This is a genomic window from Streptococcus sp. C300 (assembly GCF_000187645.1).
Lineage (GTDB): Bacteria > Bacillota > Bacilli > Lactobacillales > Streptococcaceae > Streptococcus > Streptococcus oralis_CQ.
This window is the reverse complement of sequence record NZ_GL732468.1, coordinates 223,448-246,974: the sequence shown is the minus strand read 5'-3', so window position 1 is coordinate 246,974 and position 23,527 is coordinate 223,448. Positions and strand designations below refer to the sequence as shown.

At 42.4% G+C, this 23,527-nt stretch carries 23 protein-coding genes, 1 tRNA gene, 1 riboswitch and 2 other annotated features; of the genes, 19 read left to right on the top strand and 5 right to left on the bottom strand.

What is annotated here, in order from left to right; genetic code table 11:
- Positions 1-101: 101 nt before the first annotated feature.
- A riboswitch (purine riboswitch) is annotated at positions 102-197 on the bottom strand.
- 133 nt (positions 198-330) lie between these two features.
- Positions 331-717 carry a bleomycin resistance protein gene (locus tag HMPREF0849_RS07505; protein WP_000386232.1) on the bottom strand — a complete coding sequence of 129 codons (387 nt, stop codon included), beginning with the start codon at positions 715-717 and terminating at the stop codon, positions 331-333.
- A gap of 11 nt (positions 718-728) precedes the next feature.
- Positions 729-1,556: an exodeoxyribonuclease III gene (locus HMPREF0849_RS07500; protein WP_000767443.1), complete on the bottom strand. Its 828-nt coding sequence runs from the start codon at positions 1,554-1,556 to the stop codon at positions 729-731.
- Between the two features lie 133 nt (positions 1,557-1,689).
- On the opposite strand from HMPREF0849_RS07500, the gene HMPREF0849_RS07495 reads away from it, so the two are divergent.
- From HMPREF0849_RS07495 to trpA, 14 genes are all read left to right on the top strand, one after another.
- Positions 1,690-2,145, top strand: coding sequence for a DUF3290 family protein (locus HMPREF0849_RS07495; protein ID WP_000675336.1), 456 nt, complete (start codon positions 1,690-1,692; stop codon positions 2,143-2,145).
- Positions 2,142-2,777 (top strand): DUF421 domain-containing protein, encoded by a 636-nt coding sequence (locus HMPREF0849_RS07490; protein ID WP_000174435.1) that lies wholly within the window; start codon positions 2,142-2,144, stop codon positions 2,775-2,777. Before HMPREF0849_RS07495 ends, HMPREF0849_RS07490 begins: the two co-directional genes overlap by 4 nt.
- A gap of 206 nt (positions 2,778-2,983) precedes the next feature.
- Positions 2,984-4,729, top strand: coding sequence for an ABC transporter ATP-binding protein (locus HMPREF0849_RS07480; protein WP_000022638.1), 1,746 nt, complete (start codon positions 2,984-2,986; stop codon positions 4,727-4,729).
- Entirely contained in the window at positions 4,719-6,461 is a 1,743-nt protein-coding gene (locus tag HMPREF0849_RS07475) for an ABC transporter ATP-binding protein (protein WP_001180026.1), read from the top strand. The genes HMPREF0849_RS07480 and HMPREF0849_RS07475 overlap by 11 nt, the downstream gene beginning before the upstream one ends.
- A 183-nt stretch (positions 6,462-6,644) precedes the next feature.
- Positions 6,645-7,337, top strand: coding sequence for a sugar transferase (locus HMPREF0849_RS07465; RefSeq protein WP_000922218.1), 693 nt, complete (start codon positions 6,645-6,647; stop codon positions 7,335-7,337).
- A gap of 42 nt (positions 7,338-7,379) precedes the next feature.
- Positions 7,380-8,609: a DegT/DnrJ/EryC1/StrS family aminotransferase gene (locus HMPREF0849_RS07460; protein ID WP_001134515.1), complete on the top strand. Its 1,230-nt coding sequence runs from the start codon at positions 7,380-7,382 to the stop codon at positions 8,607-8,609.
- A 34-nt stretch (positions 8,610-8,643) separates the two neighbouring features.
- Positions 8,644-8,875, top strand: a binding site (T-box leader).
- Positions 8,876-9,036: 161 nt separating this feature from the next.
- Positions 9,037-10,215, top strand: coding sequence for a tryptophan synthase subunit beta (trpB, locus tag HMPREF0849_RS07455; RefSeq protein WP_000208435.1), 1,179 nt, complete (start codon positions 9,037-9,039; stop codon positions 10,213-10,215).
- Positions 10,212-10,437, top strand: a binding site (T-box leader). It overlaps the preceding gene by 4 nt.
- Positions 10,438-10,814: 377 nt before the next feature.
- A complete protein-coding gene (gene trpE / locus HMPREF0849_RS07445; RefSeq protein ID WP_000439660.1) occupies positions 10,815-12,176 on the top strand; it encodes an anthranilate synthase component I in 1,362 nt (453 codons plus the stop codon).
- Positions 12,173-12,739 (top strand): aminodeoxychorismate/anthranilate synthase component II, encoded by a 567-nt coding sequence (locus HMPREF0849_RS07440; RefSeq protein WP_000601912.1) that lies wholly within the window; start codon positions 12,173-12,175, stop codon positions 12,737-12,739. The genes trpE and HMPREF0849_RS07440 overlap by 4 nt, the downstream gene beginning before the upstream one ends.
- A 10-nt stretch (positions 12,740-12,749) precedes the next feature.
- Complete coding sequence (trpD, locus tag HMPREF0849_RS07435) at positions 12,750-13,754, top strand: anthranilate phosphoribosyltransferase (protein ID WP_000658676.1); 1,005 nt, start codon at positions 12,750-12,752, stop codon at positions 13,752-13,754.
- The gene (trpC, locus tag HMPREF0849_RS07430) at positions 13,751-14,518 is read left to right on the top strand and encodes an indole-3-glycerol phosphate synthase TrpC (protein WP_000076523.1); all 768 of its coding nucleotides are present in this window, start codon (positions 13,751-13,753) and stop codon (positions 14,516-14,518) included. Before trpD ends, trpC begins: the two co-directional genes overlap by 4 nt.
- The gene (locus HMPREF0849_RS07425) at positions 14,505-15,104 is read left to right on the top strand and encodes a phosphoribosylanthranilate isomerase (protein WP_000169868.1); all 600 of its coding nucleotides are present in this window, start codon (positions 14,505-14,507) and stop codon (positions 15,102-15,104) included. Before trpC ends, HMPREF0849_RS07425 begins: the two co-directional genes overlap by 14 nt.
- Positions 15,082-16,305, top strand: a complete 1,224-nt coding sequence (gene trpB, locus HMPREF0849_RS07420) for a tryptophan synthase subunit beta (RefSeq protein WP_000331261.1) — start codon at positions 15,082-15,084, stop codon at positions 16,303-16,305. The genes HMPREF0849_RS07425 and trpB (HMPREF0849_RS07420) overlap by 23 nt, the downstream gene beginning before the upstream one ends.
- Entirely contained in the window at positions 16,298-17,074 is a 777-nt protein-coding gene (trpA, locus tag HMPREF0849_RS07415; RefSeq protein WP_000047740.1) for a tryptophan synthase subunit alpha, read from the top strand. The genes trpB (HMPREF0849_RS07420) and trpA overlap by 8 nt, the downstream gene beginning before the upstream one ends.
- Here trpA and HMPREF0849_RS07410 read toward each other — a convergent pair.
- Positions 17,046-17,705 (bottom strand): prepilin peptidase, encoded by a 660-nt coding sequence (locus HMPREF0849_RS07410; protein ID WP_000566519.1) that lies wholly within the window; start codon positions 17,703-17,705, stop codon positions 17,046-17,048. The genes trpA and HMPREF0849_RS07410 overlap by 29 nt on opposite strands.
- A 69-nt stretch (positions 17,706-17,774) precedes the next feature.
- Here HMPREF0849_RS07410 and HMPREF0849_RS07405 point away from each other — a divergent pair, with 69 nt between their 5' ends.
- The 5 genes from HMPREF0849_RS07405 to HMPREF0849_RS07385 all read left to right on the top strand — a co-directional run bounded on the left by HMPREF0849_RS07405 (position 17,775) and on the right by HMPREF0849_RS07385 (position 22,511).
- Positions 17,775-18,230: a GNAT family N-acetyltransferase gene (locus tag HMPREF0849_RS07405; RefSeq protein WP_000973465.1), complete on the top strand. Its 456-nt coding sequence runs from the start codon at positions 17,775-17,777 to the stop codon at positions 18,228-18,230.
- A 101-nt stretch (positions 18,231-18,331) separates the two neighbouring features.
- A complete protein-coding gene (locus HMPREF0849_RS07400) occupies positions 18,332-18,856 on the top strand; it encodes a hypothetical protein (RefSeq protein ID WP_000089608.1) in 525 nt (174 codons plus the stop codon).
- 70 nt (positions 18,857-18,926) lie between these two features.
- Entirely contained in the window at positions 18,927-19,448 is a 522-nt protein-coding gene (locus HMPREF0849_RS07395) for a hypothetical protein (RefSeq protein ID WP_000493727.1), read from the top strand.
- Between the two features lie 675 nt (positions 19,449-20,123).
- Positions 20,124-21,413, top strand: coding sequence for a hypothetical protein (locus tag HMPREF0849_RS07390; RefSeq protein ID WP_001062782.1), 1,290 nt, complete (start codon positions 20,124-20,126; stop codon positions 21,411-21,413).
- Positions 21,414-21,422: 9 nt separating this feature from the next.
- The gene (locus HMPREF0849_RS07385) at positions 21,423-22,511 is read left to right on the top strand and encodes an AI-2E family transporter (RefSeq protein WP_001055020.1); all 1,089 of its coding nucleotides are present in this window, start codon (positions 21,423-21,425) and stop codon (positions 22,509-22,511) included.
- Between the two features lie 140 nt (positions 22,512-22,651).
- On the opposite strand, the gene HMPREF0849_RS07380 is transcribed toward HMPREF0849_RS07385, so the two are convergent.
- Positions 22,652-22,724 (bottom strand) — tRNA-Lys (locus tag HMPREF0849_RS07380).
- A 62-nt stretch (positions 22,725-22,786) separates the two neighbouring features.
- Entirely contained in the window at positions 22,787-23,302 is a 516-nt protein-coding gene (locus tag HMPREF0849_RS07375; RefSeq protein WP_000672743.1) for a DUF308 domain-containing protein, read from the bottom strand.
- Positions 23,303-23,527 lie beyond the last annotated feature (225 nt).

Here is a 23,527-nt window from a genome sequence, read left to right as displayed (position 1 = left end):
AGATGCTTCATTTGCTTGTCTAGAGTTTCTACTATAGTAATAGAAAAAGGACCTACTTAATCCCCTAAGTAAGTCCCCAAAATAGGTATGGCCAAAACCATACCTTCAGCTGACATACTCATTGTTAGGTGTTCCGGCACCTTGTAGAAACGTCGTGCCAATTCACGACATAAACAAGTAAAATGATATTCAATTTTAAACAGGCTACTGCCAATGTTTTTATTTTACACCAATTAGCTTTATAAATCAAATGTTTTGTTAGCAAATAGATCATAAAAGCGAACGAATAAAAGGCTACAAGGCTAGAAAGTATTGTAGCCTTTTATTCTTCTATTCGCTAAATCTTAAAAAATAGCCATCTGGATCCAAGACTGCAAATTCGTGAGGATAGATATAATGATCTCCAACACGAAATTCTCTTTTGGTCAGCGGACGATGGATAGGATAGTCAGCTTCCAGCAGTTTTTGGTGGAGCTGAGGGACATCTTCAATGCCAAAGGAAATATTGACACCGCGCCCGAAAGGATAGGTTAGTTGGGCTAATTCTTCTGTGCTGCCTTCTTCTAGCATAAGTTGGCAGTCTTCAAGCGAGAGGAAGAGAAATTTCTCCTCTGGACGCTCGTATTCGACAGAAAATCCCAGCAAGTCGCAGTAGAAGTGGCGTGACTTTTCGAGGTCAGATACTACAAATTCAGGAATGACAGCTTGATAGTCCATTAGCTTTCTCCTTAGAGTTCAATTTCTAATACAATCGGCGTATGGTCTTGACGCGCACCTGAGTCAATCATGTCAGACTTAGTCACCTTGTCAGCCACGCGATTGCTGGTAAGCCAGTAGTCTATTCTCCATCCTGTATTGTTGATTTTAGAAGTCTTGCTGCGTTGTGCCCACCAAGTATAGCGCTCTGGGACATCACCGTGAATGTGGCGGAAGGTATCGGTAAATCCAGTTGCTAAGAGGTTGGTAAACCCAGCACGTTCCTCGTCTGTAAATCCAGGTGAACGGCGGTTGCTGGCAGGATTTGCAAGGTCGATTTCCTTGTGGGCTACGTTGTAGTCTCCGGTCGCAAGTACTGGTTTTTCTTTGTCTAGTTGCGCCAAATACTCAGCGTATTTAACATCCCAGACTTGGCGTTCTTCCAAGCGTTTGAGCCCATCACCAGCGTTTGGTGTGTATACTTGGGTTACGAAAAATGTATCAAATTCCAAGGTGATGATGCGGCCTTCCAAGTCCATGGTAGAAGGAGCACCGATTTCTGGGAAGCTAATCGTTGGTGTGAGTTCTTTCTTATAGAGGAACATGGTTCCAGCGTAGCCTTTGCGAGCAGGTTCTTGAGAGGAACGCCAAGCGTTTTCATAACCTGGGAAGAGTTCTTCTAAAATTTCCAAGTGTTTCTTTGTAGGCCCTTTTGCAGAAAGCTTGGTTTCCTGGATAGCGATAATATCAGCATTTTCAGCTACCAAGGTTTGTAGGACTTCTTGGGACAATTTTGCACGAGCTGAGTCGCTCGTTAGGGCAGCATTGAGGGAATCAATATTCCATGATATGAGTTTCATAAACTTACCTTTTTCATTCAGATTACAGACTATATTATACCAAAAAAAGGCGTATTTCCCCAACGTATGGTTTGAAAAATCACCCTCTTTCGTTTATAATTAAGAATGATTTTATGAAAGGGAGTGAAAATAAATGAAATTTTACTCATATGACTATGTACTTAGCCAAATCAGTCAGCAAAATGGCATCATGATTGGCTTTGGAATTGTTCTCCTAGCTATCACAGGATTTTTTGCTTTTAAAGCCTATCGAGATAAAAAGGGGACCAAATTTCGTGAGTTGGTCATGATTTCAGCTTTGACCTTATTAGCTCTCTTTTTGGTCAGCATCACAACTTATCAAAACAATCAAGTATCTAATAATAAATTTCAAGCTTCACTTCATTTCATCGAGCTTGTTTCCAAAGAATTGGGAGTAGACAAGTCAGAGGTCTATGTCAATACTTCTGCGGACACGGATGGCGCACTTATCAAGGTGGGAGATCGCTATTATCGTGCCTTGAACGGAAGTGAGCCATACAAGTACCTGCTAGAGAAAGTCGAATTGTATAAAACAGATGCAATTGAACTGGTGGAGGTGAACAAATGACACTCAATTATATCGAAATTTTAATCAAACTAGCCTTGGGTCTCTTTTCTCTGGTTTTTGTAATCAATGTGACAGGAAAGGGTAACCTAGCGCCTAACTCAGCGATAGACCAAATTCAGAACTATGTACTCGGGGGTATCATCGGTGGGGTGATTTACAATAGTGCCATCAGTATCCTTCAGTATGCAGTTATCCTGATTATGTGGACCATTCTGGTCTTGACTCTCAAATGGCTGAACAATAATGTTTACTTTGTGAAACGTTTGATTGATGGGAAGCCAACTCTGCTCATCAAAAATGGGAAGATTGATCCAGAAGCCTGCCGTTCGGTTGGTTTATCAGCAGCGGACGTAGCACTTAAGCTCCGTAGCCAGGGAATTTTCCAAATGAAACAAGTCAAACGCGCTATGCAGGAGCAGAACGGTCAACTCATCGTAGTCCAAATGGGAGATGAGAATCCCAAGTATCCTGTTGTCACAGACGGTGTTATCCAAGTCGAAATTTTGGAGACCATTGGTCGCAGCGAAGAATGGCTGCTTGATAACCTCAGTAAACAAGGGTATGACAATGTGGCCAATATCTTTATCGCTGAGTATGACAAGGGTGTCGTCTCAGTCGTAACTTATGAATAAGAAAAACCTGGGGTCTTGTACTCTTCAAAAATCAAATTCAAACTGCATCAATGCCGCCTTGCCGTATGTAGGTTACTGACTTCGTCAGTTCTATCTACAACCTCAAAGCAGTGCTTTGAGCAGCCTGCGGCTAGTTTCCTAGTTTGCTCTTTGATTTTCATTGAGTCTTGGCCTCAGGTTTCCATTTGCAATCAGAAAGGGATTTTATGTCCATTATTCAAAAACTTTGGTGGTTTTTCAGGTTAGAAAAACGCCGTTATCTAGTCGGGATTATGGCCTTGGTCTTGGTTTCCGTCCTCAATCTCATTCCTCCCATGGTTATGGGGCGGGTGATTGATGCCATTACATCGGGGCAATTAACCCATCAGGACCTCCTTCTTAATCTATTTTATCTGCTGCTGGCAGCCTTTGGGATGTACTATCTGCGATATGTTTGGCGCATGTATATCCTTGGAACTTCCTACCGTCTGGGGCAGATTATGCGCTCTCGATTGTTTGAGCATTTCACAAAAATGTCGCCAGCCTTTTATCAGACCTATCGAACGGGAGACCTGATGGCACACGCCACCAATGATATCAATGCCCTAACTCGTCTTGCAGGTGGAGGAGTCATGTCAGCAGTGGATGCTTCCATCACGGCGCTGGTGACTTTGCTGACCATGCTTTTTAGCATTTCGTGGCAGATGACTCTGGTTGCTATTCTTCCCCTGCCTTTTATGGCTTATGCGACCAGTCGTCTAGGGAGAAAGACCCACAAGGCCTTTGGCGAGTCACAAGCAGCCTTTTCTGAACTCAATAATAAGGTACAGGAGTCTGTATCAGGTATCAAAGTAACCAAGTCTTTCGGTTATCAGGCGGATGAGTTGAAGTCCTTTCAAGCAGTAAATGAATTGACCTTCCAAAAGAATCTCCAAACCAGGAAGTACGATAGTCTCTTTGACCCCATGGTTCTCTTGTTTGTTGGTTCCTCCTATGTTTTAACCCTTTTGGTCGGTTCCTTGATGGTTCAGGAGGGGCAGATTACAGTTGGGAATCTGGTCACCTTTATCAGCTACTTGGATATGCTGGTCTGGCCTCTTATGGCTATTGGTTTCCTCTTTAATATCACTCAGCGAGGAAAGGTTTCTTACCAGCGAATTGAGGAACTCTTGTCTCAGGAATCACTTGTACAGGACCCTGAGTTTCCTCTGGACAGTATTGAAAATGGGCGCTTGGAATATGCTATTGACAGCTTTGCCTTTGAAAATGAAGAAACACTGACGGATATTCATTTTAGCTTGGAAAAAGGACAAACTCTGGGCTTGGTAGGACAGACAGGCTCTGGGAAAACGTCCTTGATTAAGCTCCTTTTGCGTGAATACGATGTGGATAAGGGAGCTATTTACCTAAATGGTCATGATATTCGGGACTATCTTCTGACAGACCTTCGTAGTCTCATGGGCTATGTCCCTCAGGACCAGTTCCTCTTTGCGACCTCTATCTTAGACAATATCCGCTTTGGCAATCCTAACTTGCCCCTTTCAGCAGTTGAGGAAGCGACTAAGCTAGCCCAAGTTTACCAAGATATTGTAGATATGCCTCAGGGATTTGATACGTTGATTGGTGAAAAAGGAGTCAGTCTTTCAGGTGGGCAAAAGCAGCGCCTAGCCATGAGTCGAGCTATGATTCTAGACCCTGATATCTTAATTTTAGATGATTCCCTGTCCGCCGTGGATGCCAAGACAGAGTATGCGATCATCGACAATCTCAAGGAGACGCGGAAGGACAAGACAACTATTATTACAGCACATCGCCTCAGTGCAGTCGTCCATGCAGATTTGATCTTGGTTCTGCAAAATGGACAGATTATCGAACGAGGTACGCACGAAGACCTGCTAGCCCTAGATGGCTGGTATGCCCAAACCTACCAGTCTCAGCAGTTGGAAATGAAAGGAGAAGAAGATGCAGAATAAGAAAGAACAATGGGCTGTATTGAAGCGCTTGATGTCCTATCTCAAGCCCTATGGCCTCCTGACCTTTTTGGCACTCAGTTTTCTCCTCGCGACGACGGTCATTAAAAGTGTCATTCCCCTTGTGGCTTCCCACTTTATCGACCAGTACCTCAGCAATCTTAATCAACTGGCCGTTACCGTTTTGCTGGCCTACTATGGTCTTTATCTCCTGCAAACTCTGGTTCAGTATGTTGGAAATCTTCTCTTTGCGCGGGTGTCCTACAGTATTGTCAGAGATATTCGTCGCGATGCCTTTGCCAATATGGAGAAACTCGGCATGTCTTATTTTGACAAGACGCCAGCAGGCTCCATCGTTTCTCGTTTGACCAATGATACCGAGACCATCAGTGATATGTTTTCAGGGATTTTATCCAGCTTTATTTCAGCAGTTTTCATCTTTCTGACAACTCTGTATACCATGTTGGTGCTGGATTTTCGTTTGACAGCTTTAGTCTTGCTCTTTCTTCCCTTGATTTTCCTTTTGGTCAATCTCTACCGGAAAAAGTCAGTGAAAATCATCGAGAAAACCAGAAGTCTCTTGTCAGATATCAATAGTAAGCTGGCAGAGAATATCGAGGGAATCAGGATTATCCAGGCCTTCAACCAAGAGAAGCGCCTTCAGGCAGAATTTGATGAAATCAACCAAGAACACTTGGTCTATGCCAACCGTTCTGTCGCCTTGGATGCCCTCTTTTTACGTCCTGCCATGAGTTTGTTGAAACTTCTAGGCTACGCTGTTTTGATGGCCTATTTTGGCTACCGTGGGCTTTATCTGGGAATAACAGCAGGAACCATGTATGCCTTTATCCAGTATATCAATCGTCTCTTTGATCCTCTGATTGAGGTGACGCAAAACTTTTCAACCCTTCAAACGTCCATGGTATCTGCAGGCCGTGTCTTTGCCTTGATTGATGAGAGGACCTATGAGCCTCTTCAAGAAGATGAGCAAGCCAAAGTCCAAGAGGGCAATATCCGTTTTGAACATGTGTGTTTCTCTTATGATGGTAAACATCCGATTCTGGATGATATTTCCTTTTCAGTTAACAAGGGCGAAACCATTGCCTTTGTAGGACATACAGGTTCAGGGAAATCTTCCATTATCAATGTCCTCATGCGTTTTTATGAATTTCAGTCAGGGAGAGTTCTCTTGGATGATGTGGATATCCGAAACTACGGCCAGGAAGAACTGAGAAAGAACATCGGTCTGGTCTTGCAGGATCCCTTCCTCTATCACGGGACTATCAAGTCCAATATCGCCATGTATCAAGAGATTAGTGATGAGCAAGTAAAGGATGCAGCTGTCTTTGTGGATGCAGATTCCTTTATTCAGGAGCTTCCGCAGGGTTATGATGCACCTGTGTCTGAGCGTGGTTCGAGCTTTTCTACTGGACAGCGTCAGCTTCTTGCCTTTGCCAGAACAGTCGCAAGTCAGCCTAAAATCTTGATTTTGGATGAAGCGACAGCCAATATTGACTCTGAAACAGAAAGTTTGGTTCAAGATTCCCTAGCTAAGATGAGAAAGGGGCGGACAACCATTGCTATCGCCCACCGCCTTTCGACCATCCAGGACGCCAACTGCATCTATGTCTTGGACAAGGGACGCATCATCGAGAGTGGAACCCATGAGGAACTCTTGGCCTTGGGAGGAACCTATCACAAGATGTATAGCTTGCAGGCAGGTGCCATGTCCTAATACTCTTTGAAAATCTCTTCAGACCATGTCAGCTTTATCTGCAACCTCAAAGCTGCACTATGATTTTCATTGAGTATAAGAAGGAAATTCTTCAAATCACAGATTTCTTGCACCGCCTTTTCCATTTTGTGGTATAATGAAAAATGTTGACAAATAGTATAATAAAAACAAAGGAGAAACAGCATGCTGAAATGGGAAGACTTGCCCGTGGAAATGCAATCAAGCGAGGTTGAGTCTTACTACCAGCTTGTCTCTAAAAGGAAGGGTTCGCTGATTTTCAAGCGTTGCCTGGATTGGGTTCTGGCCCTGTTTTTGCTACTTTTGACTTCTCCCATCTTTCTTATCTTGAGCATTTGGATCAAGTTGGATAGCAAGGGACCTGTCATTTACAAGCAAGAGCGCGTGACCCAGTACAACCGTCCGTTCAAGATTTGGAAGTTCCGTACTATGGTGACGGATGCGGATAAAAAAGGAAGTCTGGTGACTTCTGCTAACGATAGTCGCATTACCAAGGTTGGGAATTTCATTCGTCGTGTGCGCTTGGATGAACTGCCTCAGCTAGTCAATGTCCTTAAAGGTGAGATGTCCTTTGTAGGCACACGACCTGAGGTACCACGTTACACCGAGCAGTATAGCCCTGAAATGATGGCGACCTTGCTCTTGCCAGCAGGAATCACCTCTCCAGCCAGCATCAACTACAAGGATGAAGACACCATCATCAGTCAAATGACGGAGAAAGGCCTAACGGTTGATCAGGCCTATGTAGAGCACGTCCTTCCTGAGAAGATGCGCTATAACCTCGCCTATCTCCGAGAGTTTAGTTTCCTTGGAGACATCAAAATCATGTTTCAAACCGTGTTTGAAGTGCTAAAATAAAGTAGTCATGAGAAAATGAGTACAGATAAAAGGAGCAAATCAATGCCAAATTACAATATTCCATTTTCACCGCCCGATATCACTGAAGCTGAAATTGCTGAAGTAGCAGATACCCTGCGTTCTGGTTGGATCACAACAGGTCCGAAGACAAAAGAACTGGAGCGTCGCTTGTCTCAATACACACAGACACCTAAGACTGTCTGCCTCAACTCTGCGACTGCTGCCCTTGAGTTGATTTTACGTGTTTTGGAAGTGGGACCAGGTGATGAAGTCATCGTTCCAGCTATGACCTATACAGCTTCATGTAGTGTCATCACACACGTAGGAGCGACACCTGTCATGGTGGATATTCAAGCAGATACTTTTGAAATGGACTATGACTTGCTTGAGCAAGCTATTACTGAGAAAACTAAGGTGATTATTCCTGTTGAGCTTGCAGGGATTGTGTGCGACTATGACCGTTTGTTCCAAGTTGTGGAGAAAAAACGTGATCTCTTTACAGCTGCTAGCAAGTGGCAAAAAGCCTTTAACCGTATTGTGATTGTCTCTGATAGTGCCCATGCTTTGGGATCTACTTACAAAGGGCAACCAGCTGGTTCGATCGCTGACTTTACTTCCTTCTCATTCCATGCCGTTAAGAACTTTACAACGGCTGAGGGAGGAAGTGCGACTTGGAAAGCCAATCCAGCGATTGACGACGAAGAGATGTACAAGGAGTTCCAAATCCTTTCCCTTCATGGTCAAACCAAAGATGCTCTTGCCAAGATGCAATTGGGTTCATGGGAATACGATATCGTAACACCAGCCTACAAGTGCAACATGACGGATATCATGGCTTCGATTGGTTTGGTACAATTGGATCGTTACCCAGCTTTGCTACAACGTCGTAAGGACATCGTGGACCGCTACGATCGAGGTTTTGCAGGTTCTCGTATCCGTCCATTGGCACACAAGACTGATACTGTTGAATCTTCACGCCACCTATACATCACTCATGTAGAAGGAGCAAGCTTAGAAGAACGCAATATTATCATTCAAGAATTGGCCAAAGCAGGAATTGCAAGTAATGTACACTACAAACCGCTTCCTCTCTTGACAGCCTATAAGAATCTTGGTTTTGATATGGCAGATTATCCAAGAGCCTATGCCTTCTTTGAAAATGAAATTACGCTCCCTCTTCATACTAAACTAAGCGATGAAGAAGTAGACTATATCGTTAAGACTTTGGTGAGAATTTCCGAAGAAATCCTTGGTTCTGGAAAAAAATTATAAAAAAATCTTGACAAAGATAGAACAATAACATATAATATTCTCAATAAATCAGAAAAGTAACTATATTTGATCTTCAGGGAGCCTGTGGTGATTGTGAACAGGTGGTTGAAAGTAGTGAAAGTGGGCTGATTTTAAAAATGAATTTGAAACAATGAAAATTCGGTGCGCACACCTTATAGTGCAACTTGTTGTTAGACAAGGCAGAGATGTAAAGGGGAATAGTCCCTTTATAATTGAGGTGGCACCGCGTTACCAACGCCCTCACATGGAAGTAGATTCTGTGTGTGGGCTTTTTTCTTTCGGTCATTTTGTTTATCTTTTATTAGGGCGTTAAGTCGCTTTGATGAACTTGAGTTCTATCTGCAGCTCCTTGCCTACTACTAAAAGCAAACAAAAAGCCGAATTAATATGGAAAGAGGAAAAATTTATGACAACTAAAGGTTATTTTGGACAATTTGGTGGTAGTTTTGTACCGGAGCCGATTCAGGCTTTGTTGGATGAGTTGGAAATGACATTTGACAAATACAACGATGATCCAGAGTTTTTGGCAGAATTTCGCCATTACTTGAAGGATTATTCAGGTCGTGAAACACCGCTTTATTTTGCGGAAAGTTTGACAGATCACTTAGGTGGCGCTAAGATTTATCTCAAGCGCGAAGATCTTAACCACCTTGGTTCTCACAAACTTAACAACGTTTTAGGACAAATTCTTCTTGCCAAACGTATGGGCAAAAAACGAGTGATCGCAGAAACAGGAGCTGGTCAGCACGGTGTTGCGACAGCAGCTGCTGCAGCCAAGTTTGGTATGGCTTGTGATGTCTACATGGGTGCAGAAGATGTGGAGCGTCAACGACTCAATGTCTTCCGCATGGAGATGATGGGAGCGACTGTTCACGCAGTTGAAACGGGGACACGAACTCTTAAGGATGCGGTTGATGCAGCCTTTGGAGCATGGATGAATGACCTTGAAGCCTTCTACGTTTTGGGATCTGCTGTAGGACCTCATCCTTATCCTACAATTGTTCATGAATTCCAAAAGGTCATCAGTGAAGAATCTCGCCGTCAAATCTTGGAAAAAGAAGGCCGTTTACCAGACTACGTCATTGCCTGTGTAGGTGGTGGTTCCAATGCTATCGGTGCTTTTTCACAGTATGTGGCTGATGAAGAAGTCAAATTGGTTGGGGTCGAAGCTGCCGGTCACGGACTTGATACTGACAAGCACGCAGCCACTATGACAAAAGGTAGTGTCGGAATTGTCGATGGTATGAAGACCTATGCAGTCTTTAAGGAAGATGGAGAGCTAGCTCCAGTTTACTCTATCTCAGCTGGATTGGACTATCCAGGGGTTGGTCCAGAACACGCCTACTTTAAAGATTCTGGCCGTGTAGAATACGTAGCAGCGACAGACGAAGAAGCCGTTCAAGCCTTGCTTTTACTAAGCAAGACTGAAGGGATTATCCCAGCGATTGAAAGTTCGCACGCTATCGCAGAAGCAGTCAAACGTGCACCGAAACTTAGTAAGGATGACATTATCATCATCAATGTCTCTGGTCGTGGAGACAAGGACGTAGCTGCTATTGCAGACTACCTAGAAGCTAAAAAATAAGAGATGGAAAAATTACAGTCTTTTCTCTCACAGAGAGCTTGTGGTTGCTGGAAACAAGCAGAGAAAGCTGTAAGGTTGGGTCCATCTGAAACGAGAGAAGAAAACATAATTCTCAAGGGAGTGCCCTTTATCGCACAGCCTGTTATAGGAAAGTTCTGAGACAGGAATGAGAGATAGGAGAAATCCTATAATTGAGGTGGCACCGCGAATTTCGTCCTCACGCAAGTTATTTTGCGTGGGGATTTTTATATATTTATCGTAGATATGGCTATCAGTTTTAAATTATGCTTCATCACTAGATAGATTTCTATAAAATATTTGCTAACGAAGTGAGCATTGACCCGCTATTTCCCGCTATAGTGGTATTCTAGAGAAGCAAAGATGCTTCTCTAGAACGGAATTTTTGAGAGTAAAATAGTTTGGGGAACTATTTTAGCCTGAGCCTAGAAATGAATGAGCGAGGAGCTCGAAAATTAGGTCTTTCATTTCATGGATTTCTAAAATCATCCACTGGATAATTTTACCTCCCGTCCGCACTATTTAAGGGAAATAGAAAAAAGACCAAAAATTAAAAATAAGAAACTGAAAGGGAAATTACAATGGAACGAATCATTCATGGAGATGTCTTATCACCAATCTTGGCTTATATGCGCTTAAAAGGGCAACACAAGGTTATCCTAGAGAGTATTCCGAGAGACAAGGAAACCGCTCGTTTTTCTATCCTAGCCTATAATCCGGTTTTTGAGATTCAGTTTGAAAATGGAGTCCTTTATCAAAATGGTCAAGTGATTGATCGGGATCCTTTGGATTTCCTTTATGAAGTGACTCATAAGAGCCAGCACCATTCAGACCTACCTTTTGGTGGGGGAGCCATTGGTTTTGTGGGCTACGATATGATTTCGCTCTATGAAGAAATTGGTCAAATCCCTGAGGATACGATTGGGATGCCAGACATGCATTTCTTTATCTATGAGAGCTATATGGTCTTTGACCACAAGAAGGAAAAAATCCATGTCATCGAGGATGCTCTTTACAGCGAGCGTAGTCAAGAAGATTTGGAAGAAGCCTTGAATCAAGTGCTGGAGGAATTACGCATCCCTGCTCCAAATGAATTTGAAGACTTGGATTTATCTCCGCTGGACTTCAAACCGCATATTGCTCCTCAGAAGTTTGAAGAAATGGTGGAAACCGCTCGTGACTTGATTCGTAACGGGGATATGTTCCAATGTGTACTCAGTCAACGCTTCTCAGCAGAAGTTACTGGAAATCCATTTGACTTCTACAGAAATCTTCGCGTGACTAATCCATCCAATTACCTCTATTTTTATGACTTTGGGGATTATCAAATCATCGGTGCCAGTCCTGAAAGTTTGGTTTCTGTCAAAAATGGCATCGTGACAACCAATCCGATTGCTGGTACGCGGCCAAGAGGAGCTACAGATGAAGAGGACAAGGCCTTGGCGACAGACCTGCTTTCTGATGAGAAGGAAACAGCAGAACATCGGATGTTAGTAGATTTGGGGCGCAATGATATCGGCCGCATCTCTGAAACAGCCAGTGTCCAAGTCACCAAGTATATGGAAGTGGAGCTTTTCCGCTATGTCATGCATTTGACCAGCGTGGTGAAAGGGCGTTTGCTTCCCGAACTCACTGCCATGAATGCTTTGAAAGCCACACTTCCAGCTGGGACAGTTTCAGGAGCACCAAAGATTCGGGCCATGAGACGCATCTATGAACTGGAGACGGAAAAACGTGGTGTATACGCAGGAGCAATCGGTTACTTGTCTGCGACGGGTGATATGGATTTCGCTATCGCCATCCGAACCATGATTCTTAAAGATCAAACAGCCTATGTGCAGGCTGGGGCAGGGATTGTCTATGACTCTATCGCCCAAAATGAATACCAAGAAACCATTAACAAGGCTAAATCTATGACTAGAATTGGAGAACTAAGACCATGATTTTATTGATTGACAACTATGATTCTTTTACCTATAACTTGGCGCAATACATCGGGAATTTTGCAGAAGTGCAGGTCTTGAGAAATGACGATCCCAAGCTGTATGAAGAAGCTGAAAAAGCAGATGGTCTGGTTTTTTCTCCCGGTCCTGGTTGGCCGGTTGATGCGGGAAAGATGGAAGACATGATTCGTGACTTTGCAGGTAAGAAGCCGACTCTAGGGATTTGTTTGGGGCACCAAGCCATCGCAGAAGTCTTTGGTGGTAAGCTAGGTTTGGCTCCAAAGGTCATGCATGGGAAACAGAGCAATATCAGCTTTGAAGCGCCATCTGTTCTCTATCAAGGCATTGAGGATGGTCGTCCAGTCATGCGTTATCACAGCATTTTGATTGAAGAAATGCCAGAAGACTTTGAAGTGACAGCTCGTTCGACTGATGACCAAGCTATTATGGGAATTCAACACAAAAGCCTGCCGATTTATGGCTTCCAGTACCATCCAGAGAGTATCGGAACGCCAGATGGCTTGTCTTCTATTCGGAATTTTATCGAGAATGTTGTAAAGTGAGGAAACTAGGATGAAAGAGATTATTGAAAAACTAGCAAAATTTGAACATTTATCAGGTGTGGAAATGACGGACGTCATTGAGCGTATCGTAACTGGGCGTGTAACCGAAGCGCAGATTGCTTCTCTCCTTTTAGCTCTTAAGATGAAGGGGGAAACACCGGAAGAGCGCACAGCCATTGCACAAGTCATGAGAGGGCATGCCCAACACATTCCAACTGAGATTCATGACGCCATGGACAACTGTGGTACTGGTGGAGACAAGTCCTTCAGCTTTAACATTTCAACAACTGCAGCCTTTGTCTTGGCTGGTGGCGGCATTCACATGGCCAAGCACGGTAACCGTTCGATTTCCTCTAAATCAGGTTCGGCAGATGTCCTTCAAGCATTAGGCATCAATCTTGACCTCAAACCAGCTGAACTAGGTAAGGTCTTTGATAAAACTGGAATCGTCTTTCTCTTTGCTAAAAATATGCACCCAGCTATGAAATACATCATGCCAGCTCGCTTGGAATTGGGAATCCCAACAATCATGAACTTGACTGGTCCACTGATTCACCCAATGGCCTTGGAAACACAGCTGCTTGGCATTAGTCGTCCAGAACTTCTAGAAAGTACAGCTCAGGTTTTGAAAAATATGGGTCGCAAACGTGCCATTGTAGTAGCTGGTCCAGAAGGATTGGATGAAGCTGGTTTGAATGGAACTACCAGCATTGCCCTTCTTAAAAATGGAGAAATTACTTTGTCAACCTTTACCCCAGAAGATTTGGGAATGGAACGCATTGCCATTGAGGACATTCGTGGGGGAAATGCTCATGAGAATGCAGCCATTCTTGTTAGCGTTCTTCAAAATGAACCAAGTCCATTCTTGGAAACGACAGTCTTGAATGCTGGTCTTGGTTTCTATGCCAATGGTAAGGTAGCTAGTATCAAGGAAGGAGTTGCCTTGGCCCGTCAAGTGATTGCTAGTGGTAAGGCCCTAGAAAAACTCAGACTGTTACAGGAGTATCAAAAATGAGTCAGGAATTTTTAGCACGAATTTTGGAGCAGAAGGCGCGTGAGGTCGAGCAAATGGAGCTGGAGGAAATCCAGCCCTTGCGCCAGACTTATCGCTTGGCAGAATTTTTGAAGAATCACCAGGACCGTTTGCAGGTAATCGCTGAGGTCAAGAAGGCTAGCCCTAGTCTGGGAGATATCAATCTAGATGTGGATATTGTGCAACAGGCCCAGACTTATGAAGCGAACGGCGCAGTGATGATTTCGGTTTTGACAGATGAAGTTTTCTTTAAAGGACATTTGGATTATCTACGAGAGATTTCTAGTCAGGTGCAGATTCCGACGCTCAACAAGGACTTTATCATCGACGAAAAGCAAATCATCCGTGCTCGCAATGCCGGTGCAACAGTTATCTTGCTCATCGTCGCGGCCTTGTCAGAAGAACGGCTCAAGGAACTGTATGACTACGCGACAGAGCTTGGTCTGGAAGTCTTGGTGGAAACTCACAATCTAGCTGAACTAGAGGTAGCCCACAGACTGGGTGCTGAGATTATTGGGGTTAATAACCGCAACTTGACCACCTTTGAAGTCGACTTGCAGACCAGTGTAGACTTGGCCCAGTACTTTAAGGAAGGTCGCTATTACATTTCTGAATCTGCTATTTTCACAGGGCAGGATGCAAAACGAGTAGCACCATACTTTAACGGAATTTTGGTGGGAACAGCTCTCATGCAGGCAGAAGATGTAGCCCAGAGAATCAAGGAGTTGCAGATTGACAAAGGTTAAGATTTGTGGATTGTCGAACAAAGAAGCGGTAGAGACAGCCGTATCAGCAGGGGCAGACTACATCGGTTTTGTCTTCGCACCCAGTAAAAGACAGGTGACCTTGGAAGAGGCTGCTGAGCTGGCAAAGCTTATTCCTGCAGATATAAAAAAGGTTGGTGTATTTGTTTCACCAAGTCGAGCAGAATTGCTAGAAGCGATTGAAAAGGTTGGCTTGGACCTAGTTCAAGTTCACAGTCAGGTGGCGGATGAGTTGTTTGAGGATTTACCTTGTGCCAGCATTCAGGCTGTGCAGGTGGATGGAGAGGGGCATGTGCCTAATTCTCAGGCGGATTATCTCCTCTTTGATGCCCCTGTGGCTGGGAGTGGTAAGACCTTTGACTGGGGTCAACTGGATACGTCTGGACTAGCCCAGCCATTTTTCATCGCAGGTGGGCTTAATGAAGACAATGTAGCAAAAGCAATTCAACACTTTACTCCCTATGCAGTAGATGTATCGAGTGGAGTGGAGACAGATGGACAGAAAGATCAGGAAAAGATTAGAAGATTTATAGAGAGGGTAAAGCATGGCATATCAAGAACCAAATAAAGATGGATTTTACGGAAAATTCGGCGGACGTTTCGTCCCAGAAACATTGATGACAGCAGTTTTGGAGTTGGAAAAAGCTTATCGTGAAAGTCAGGCAGACCCAAGCTTCCAAGAGGAATTGAACCAACTTTTGCGCCAGTACGTAGGACGTGAAACTCCCCTTTACGATGCAAAAAACTTGACCCAGCATATCGGTGGAGCCAAGATTTATCTCAAACGGGAAGACCTCAACCATACAGGGGCCCACAAGATTAACAATGCCTTAGGGCAAGTTCTTCTGGCTAAACGTATGGGTAAAAAGAAAATTATCGCTGAAACTGGTGCTGGTCAGCACGGTGTGGCAACTGCAACAGCTGCAGCCCTCTTTAACATGGAATGTACCATCTATATGGGTGAGGAAGATGTCAAACGACAAGCTCTTAATGTCTTCCGTATGGAGCTTTTGGGAGCCAAGGTTGAGGCTGTGACAGATGGTTCGCGCGTGCTCAAGGATGCGGTTAATGCGGCCCTTCGTTCATGGGTGGCTAATATCGATGATACTCACTATATCCTTGGTTCTGCCTTGGGGCCTCATCCTTTCCCAGAAATCGTTCGTGACTTCCAAAGTGTCATCGGTCGAGAAGCCAAACAACAATACCGTGACTTAACAGGTCAAGATTTGCCAGATGCCCTAGTAGCTTGTGTTGGTGGTGGTTCTAATGCCATCGGTCTCTTCCATCCCTTTGTAGAAGATGAGTCTGTAGCTATGTATGGGGCTGAAGCAGCAGGACTAGGTGTGGATACAGAGCATCACGCAGCTACCTTGACCAAGGGTCGTCCGGGTGTTCTCCACGGTTCGCTTATGGATGTGCTCCAAGATGCACACGGACAAATCTTAGAAGCCTTTTCTATTTCAGCAGGTTTGGACTATCCTGGTATCGGTCCAGAACATTCTCACTACCACGATATCAAACGTGCCAGCTATGTTCCTGTGACAGATGAGGAAGCCTTGGAAGGATTCCAACTCTTGTCTCGCGTGGAAGGTATTATCCCAGCCTTGGAATCTAGCCATGCTATCGCCTTTGCAGTGAAATTGGCCAAAGAACTCGGACCAGACAAGTCTATGATTGTCTGCCTATCCGGTCGTGGGGACAAGGATGTAGTTCAAGTCAAAGACCGCTTGGAAGCAGATGAAGCAAAGAAGGGAGAAGTCCATGTCTAAGACACTAACAGAAAAATTGAATGCTATCAAAGCAACTGGAAAAGGAATTTTCGTTCCCTATATCATGGCTGGAGACCATGAGAAAGGTTTGAATGGTCTCGCTGAAACAATCCACTTTTTAGAAGATTTGGGTGTTTCAGCCATTGAAGTGGGTATTCCCTTTTCAGACCCTGTTGCAGATGGACCTGTGATCGAAGAAGCTGGCTTGCGCAGTCTAGCTCACGGAACTTCTACCCAGGCTTTGGTTGAAACCTTGAAAAGCATTCAGACTGAAGTGCCACTGGTCATCATGACCTACTTCAACCCCCTATTTCAGTATGGTGTTGAGAAATTTGTCAAAGATTTGGCAGATACAGCGGTTAAGGGATTGATTATCCCAGACCTGCCTCATGAACATGCCAACTTTGTGGAGCCTTTTTTGGCAGATACAGACATTGCCTTGATTCCCCTAGTTAGTTTGACGACAGGACTCGAGCGTCAAAAAGAGTTGATTGCAGGGGCAGAAGGCTTCGTCTATGCCGTTGCCATCAATGGGGTAACAGGAAAATCAGGAAATTACCGTGCAGACTTGGACAAGCACCTGGCGCAATTGCATCAAGTAGCTGACATTCCAGTCTTGACAGGTTTTGGCGTATCTAGTCAAGCAGATGTAGAACGCTTTAATGCGGTGTCAGATGGTGTTATCGTTGGTTCGAAAATTGTAAAAGCTCTCCACCAAGGAGAGCCGATTCAGGACTTTATCAAACAAGCAGTAGCTTACCAAAAATAATCACACAAGCAGCAAGTAAGAGGAAAGGCACAAAAGGAAGTCTTTCCTTTTTCTTTTGCGAAAGAAAGGCTAAAATCCCTGCCGCAGAAGCAAACTGAATCAAGATGAGTAATTCTGTCACGCTAAAGACGAGCGCACAAGAAGCCAGAAAGAGAAAATCCCCTGCACCCATGCGGATATCTATGAAATGAGCCATGATTCCAAGGATAATGAAGAAGACCATGACTAGATTCCAACCACAGAAAGCCATGAGGATTAGGTGGAAAGTCATCCAGACCAGCAAGGGATATTCCTGATGGCGAAAGTCATAGATTCCTAAGGTCAGGCCAGCAGTGATGAGGATGATTTGACCCAAGGAAATCCATCCCCAAGACCAAGCTAGAAAGAGGATTCCTAAGCCGAGTTCAAAGAGGGCATACCAGACAGGATAACGAATCTTGCAGTAGCGACAGCGAAAGCGATTAAATACCTGCGAGAGGTTAGGAATCAAATCCAACGGACGCAAGCGAGTCTGACAGGAATCGCAGTGACTAGCTGGTCGAATAATGGATTGCTCAGGAAAACGGTCAATGACCAAACCTAAGAAAGAAGCGAGAATGCTCCCGACAAGAAAAAAATAAAGATCAATCATACTTATCTATTCGTAAAAAATAGGAGAAGTAGTATAATGGAGAAACATAGATAAAATGGTGAGGTCAAGATGATGATTCGTTTTGAAGAAAATATGAGCACAGAAAATGCTCAGCACGTATGCCAATGGTCCAACTCCCTTGGCAAATCCTTTCAAGAACAATGGATGGGAACAATGATTCCTTTTCCCTTGACAAATCAAGTCTTGCAAGATTTGGAAGGAATCTTTTCAATCTTTGATGGGCGAGAGTTTGTTGGCCTTATCCAGAAAATCAGGCTAGAAGATAGGAATCTTCATATCGGGAGATTTTTTATCAACCCCCAGAAACAGGGGCAGGGCTTAGGTAGCCAGGCTTTAAGAAAATTTGTTGGTTTGGCCTTTGAAAATGAAGACATAGATACTATTTCTCTAAATGTCTACGAGGCAAATCAAACAGCTTACAATCTTTACCAAAAAGAAGGATTTGAAATCGTTCAAATGGTCGAAACACCTATACGAAAATACATCATGAAAAAGGGCAGATAACAGTCACTTGAGTTAGAGTTCCAAGGATTTTCAAGGAAAAGGAAGTTATCTTTCAAAGTTAGAAACAAGATTACTATGATTTCTTAGATAGAGGAGAAAAAATGTCGAGACCTAGAAAAATACGAATCTTGCTCGCTTCTGTACTTGCCTTAGTTGTTGGTATCACTCTTTATTTTCAGTATCAAAGCCACCAAGAACGGTTCCAATTAAAAACCTCCTTTGAAGAAAAGGACACTATAGCCGTCTTAAAACATTTAACGGATTCAGGGAGATATGCGTCTGACATTCGTAAAGCAGGCTATGTCGTTCCTCCCGACGGTGCCATTCGCTTGGATGGAGGAATTGACTCCATAGGGATAAAAGGAGACATTGATTTGAAAATGTTGAATCCTGGCAGGGATGAAGTCTCTGTTATATTTGAAACAATGGTAAATGAGGAAAAAATAAATGCCTACTATATTTTAGATAAGCAATTAACCCTAAAACGTAGATACTATTCTTATATTAGTAATCAAAATAAAGAAAGTGTGATGATATCTCAAGCCGAAGAAGAACGCTTATTAAAGATTGTTCGAAAAGAGTTGAAAGCTTTTCTAGATAAGATGTATCAGACTTTGTATGGTTGATGTTACTAGTGAGAAATGGAGGCGAGATTCTGTTTAGGATTTCAACGATAATGAGAAAGGAGGGACAAGAATGTTTACAGAATTGCTCTTTATTGTCTCTTTTGTGTTACTTTTACGTTTGTTTAAGAGTAGGCGCTCACGAACGATTATAGGAGTCTTGTATAGTTTGCTGCTAGTCTGGTTTGTCTTTTCCGTTTTGAACTATGGCAAATACACTCTTCAACCAGGTCAATCCGTCAACTTAAGAGTAAATCCCAGAACGCAAGATTTGGAATACTATTCAATCTTCATCTTGAAGAAAAATGATTCAAGCAGAATTAAATTAACTGGCTCTAGTGTTTGGAGTGAGAGTAATGGTGATGTTTACTATGAAGTAGAGGGACAAAAAATTACAAAAAGCCATGGTTTCGATGAGGAGGATGAAGAACTTCCAAACAACCAAGCAGATATTTATTTAGAAAAAGATGGAGTTGTTGTGAGTTACCAAGGTGAAAAAGTGTTTGATGCCACCAATAACAAGCCCTACACGATAACCATTACCAATGTAGACAACCAACCAGCCCAATTTGAAGCTCAGGTGGTGGATAAGTAAGCACGTCTAGTAGTGTGTAAGCTTTTAAATGTTCTTTCTTTAAAAGGGAGATATTATTTTAAGTAAACAAAAAAGCCTTGATTCCAAGGCTTTTCCTGTTGTATGTAGATGCCCCCATGGATTTGGGAGACTATATCATCTTGAAAGTAATTAAAAAGTTGAAATATAAGTGATTTTAGGTATTTTCAATGTCATGATTTAAAAATGGGACAAAAGTGGGGCAAAAACCATACAGATTCTAAACTGTATGGTTCTTTTTTTATCTAACCAAGAAAGGTTAAAACTTATTAAAACAAATGCAATCAACTGTTGAAAACTTTTTAGTCCGTGTAATATAAAAACAAGTAAAAAGTTGAACTATAGGGAATATTGTGTCATAATAGGTAATAGATGAATAATTAATAGATTGGAAATAATGCTTTCTTACCTTAACAAGTTGAATTGGTTATACATTTTTTCGTCGCAATTGTGTCTATCTCTCGAGTTTAGCTAGTTTTTATAAGCTCTGGTTTCTAATCAATATAACAAATTTTAGAAGTGCATAAGACAAGATGGTGACATTACTACAGTCATTTCTAGTCACCATATGTTGCTGGCACAGGCTGTTTGTAGTGTTGGCTATTTACTAGTCAGTTTAATCGGAGTGTTTAATTTTTATTGTTGAAAGGTTTTTATATGGCGAAAATTCTATCTTTAGGTCTGACAGGTAAGAAATTACTTGCTCAGGGGTTCTTGTTTGTTCTGCTAGGTCTCATCTTGATGGTCACGGGGACTTGGTTGCCAGTAAAGGTTATTCGACTGGTTCTGTTTTTAGCTTGGATAGCAACGGTCTTAGATTTAGTATTACGTATTTTCAAAAAAAGTCAGTCAACGGACACCTTGGGAGTTGCACTGGTTAAATTGTTAGTGCTGGGATATTTGCTTGGCTCCAATCTTGCGACGGATGTGCCGATTTATATTTTGGCTCTTGTGATTGGAGTTTATCAGATTTTTCATGCTAGTATTAACCTTGTCACCTATGTTCTCTACCGCAAAAACAAAATTCGACCTCGTTTTCGTCTCTTACTAGATGGACTCGTACTAGTTTTTCTTGGTGGGACTAGTCTTTTGTCCTCTACAGGAAATTCTGTCTTTCAACTCTTTGTATTAGGGGCTTATTTTTTCCTTTATGGTGTGTCCAATATCCGTGATGGTTTCTTGTTTGAGGAGGAAATTGGGAAAAACCATCTCAAACGTCGCATTAGAATTAGCTTACCTATTGTCCTAGCCGCTCTCATCCCTGCAAGAACTTTAGCAAAAATTAACAAATTTATGCTGGAAAATGCTGATGAGGAAGAAGATATCCATCTTGGAATAGTGAAGTCTGGTAAGACAGCAGAGCTAGAAATTTTTGTTCATACAGCTGAGACCTCCCTGTTTTCAGCTATTGGTCATGTGGATATCTGCTATCAGGGCCGTGTTATTTCTTATGGCAACTATGATCCGTCATCTGAGACCTTATTTGGTATGGTAGGAGATGGTGTCTTATATTTCTGTGACCGCGATAAGTACATTGATCTATGTAAACGTGAGAGTCAAAAAACACTTTTTGGTTACGGAATAGATTTGACACCTGAAATGGAAAAAGCAGTTCAGAAAAAGTTGGCTGAATTGAAACAACTGACGATTCCATGGGAGCCAAGTGCGGATAAAATCACGACAGGTGATGGTAAGGAAGACTACACCTACGCTTATAAAATCAGACATGAGACAGATGGGGAACTTTATAAATTTATCAAATCTAAGTTTAAATCCTACTTTGTCTTATCTACAAACTGTGTGCTCTTGGCTGATACCATAGTCGGTCAGGCTGGCACCGATATCCTCTCACCCAAAGGATTTATCGCTCCAGGAACTTACCAAGCCTACCTTAATCGAGAGTTTGAAAAACCAAATAGTATAGTCGTATCTAAACATGTTTATTAAGGAGAATTTATGAACTTAGTAAAAAAATACACCCCGTTAATACTTTTTATAGGGCTGGTTGCTCTTGTAATTCTGAATGCATCGAGCTTTATATCAGGAGCAATCTCTCTCTTTGATGTAATATCAACCTTGATTTATGGTGCTGTTATTGCTTTTGTGCTTAATGTTCCTATGAAAAAAATTGAACAGTACTTAGTTAAATTGAAGGTAAAGGCAGAGTTGCGTCGTCCGATTGCCATGGTACTTGTTTTCCTAGCTCTTATCTTAATCGTGATTGCTCTTTTGGTTTTGGTGCTGCCAACCCTAGCCCAGACTATTAGTCAGCTGGGAACAGTCCTTTCAACAGTCCTTACTCAACTTGGGAAATTGCTAGGCAGCTCGGAATTTGTAACCAAAGACATGTTGTCAACTATCGTATCAGGCATACAGGGACAATCTAGTTCTATTAGCCAAGCTTTGATAGGTTTTTTATCAGGTCTGACTAGTAATATCGGCAATATTTTTTCAAGTTTGATGAATGCCTTTTTGATTATAGTCTTCACCTTTTCATTTTTATCCAGTAAGGAACATCTGGCAGCGATGACGAGTCGACTTCTAAAAGTTTTTCTTCCAGAGAAGGTGGTGATAAAGTTGACTTACATTGGACAAGTAGCACTAGAGACTTATGACCAATTTTTGATGATTCAGCTGATTGAAGCAGTTATCATAGGAGTTATGATAGCGGTTGGTTACAGCGTGTTTGGGATACCCTATGGAGTAATGACAGGTATCTTTGCAGGAGTGCTATCGTTCATTCCTTATGTAGGGCCTATGATTGCTTGTGTTGTGGGAGCGATTTTTATCTTCACAGTGAGTCCTACTCAAGCCTTACTTTCTCTTCTTCTATATCAAGTTATACAGCTGATTGAAGGAAACCTTATTTATCCTAGAGTTGTAGGTCAGTCTATTGGTTTGCCAGCTATTTTCACGCTTGCGGCTGCTAGTATTGGAGGCAATCTCTTTGGCTTACTTGGGATGATATTCTTTACACCGATATTTGCTGTTATCTATCGATTGGTTAAGGAATTTGTCGTTGCAAAGGAAAATCAGCTAGATTAAGAAAAACTAAATTTAATAAGATATACTGAGAAGAGAGTGAGAGATTCTCTTCTCTTTTATTTTTAAATACTTTTCTACAAAAAGCTATTAGACGTTAAAAAAAGCCTTGGTTTCAAGGCTTATTTCTGTTGATTTAGATGTGCCCCCTGCAGGGCTCGAACCTGCGCCCCATAGCTTAAGAGTCTACTGCTCTACCAACTGAGCTAAGGAGGCAACAGAAAAAGCTGAGAATGTAACTTCCCAGCTATTTTAATATGCCCAAAATGGCAGCTAGATTATTTACGAAAGGCATCAAGGATATAGGTGAAACCAACAATTAAAAATGCAAAGGCAACGACATAAACGACAAAGACACTTGTAGCTACTGGATTGAACAAAATCACTAGACCTAGTAAAAATGCAAGCAACGCTATCCACATGATATGGTTGCCAATAATAGGGAAAATCAATCCCAGACGATTGCCTTTAAAGAAAGCTATAATGGCTTCTACAATTAACCAAATTCCTAAAATAGTTGGAATGACAACTGGCAGCGTCACAAAGCCATAGGCAACGAGGTAAAGAGCTAAGAGAAGATTAACAATCCCTTGGAAAAGATGAGCTGGTGAGCGAAGCACTTTTGGTACAGAGAAATAGCCTAAAATAGCTGCTATAGAAGCAACCAGTAAACCAAATGCAATCCACCAGCTGTAAGCAACAAGATTAGCTACTGGGTCTGTAAATAGAAAGAGTGCTAAAAGGACAAAAATAACTCCTGCAAGGAATAGCGATAAACGATTAGAAAATTTCATTTCAATACCCCCTATATAGTATAGTATAGTTTGATAATAAACATATTATACACCTTTTTAGAGGAAATATCAATAAACAAAATGGAAAATTTGGAAGTTTCAGTCTGATTTATGAAAAGAAAATCAGTTTTTATTATTTTGAAAATAAAAAGAGAAGATAAAATTTGTCTTCTCTACATGAAAATATTGTATGGCATCAAAGCAAAAGTAACTGGCTTTACACTA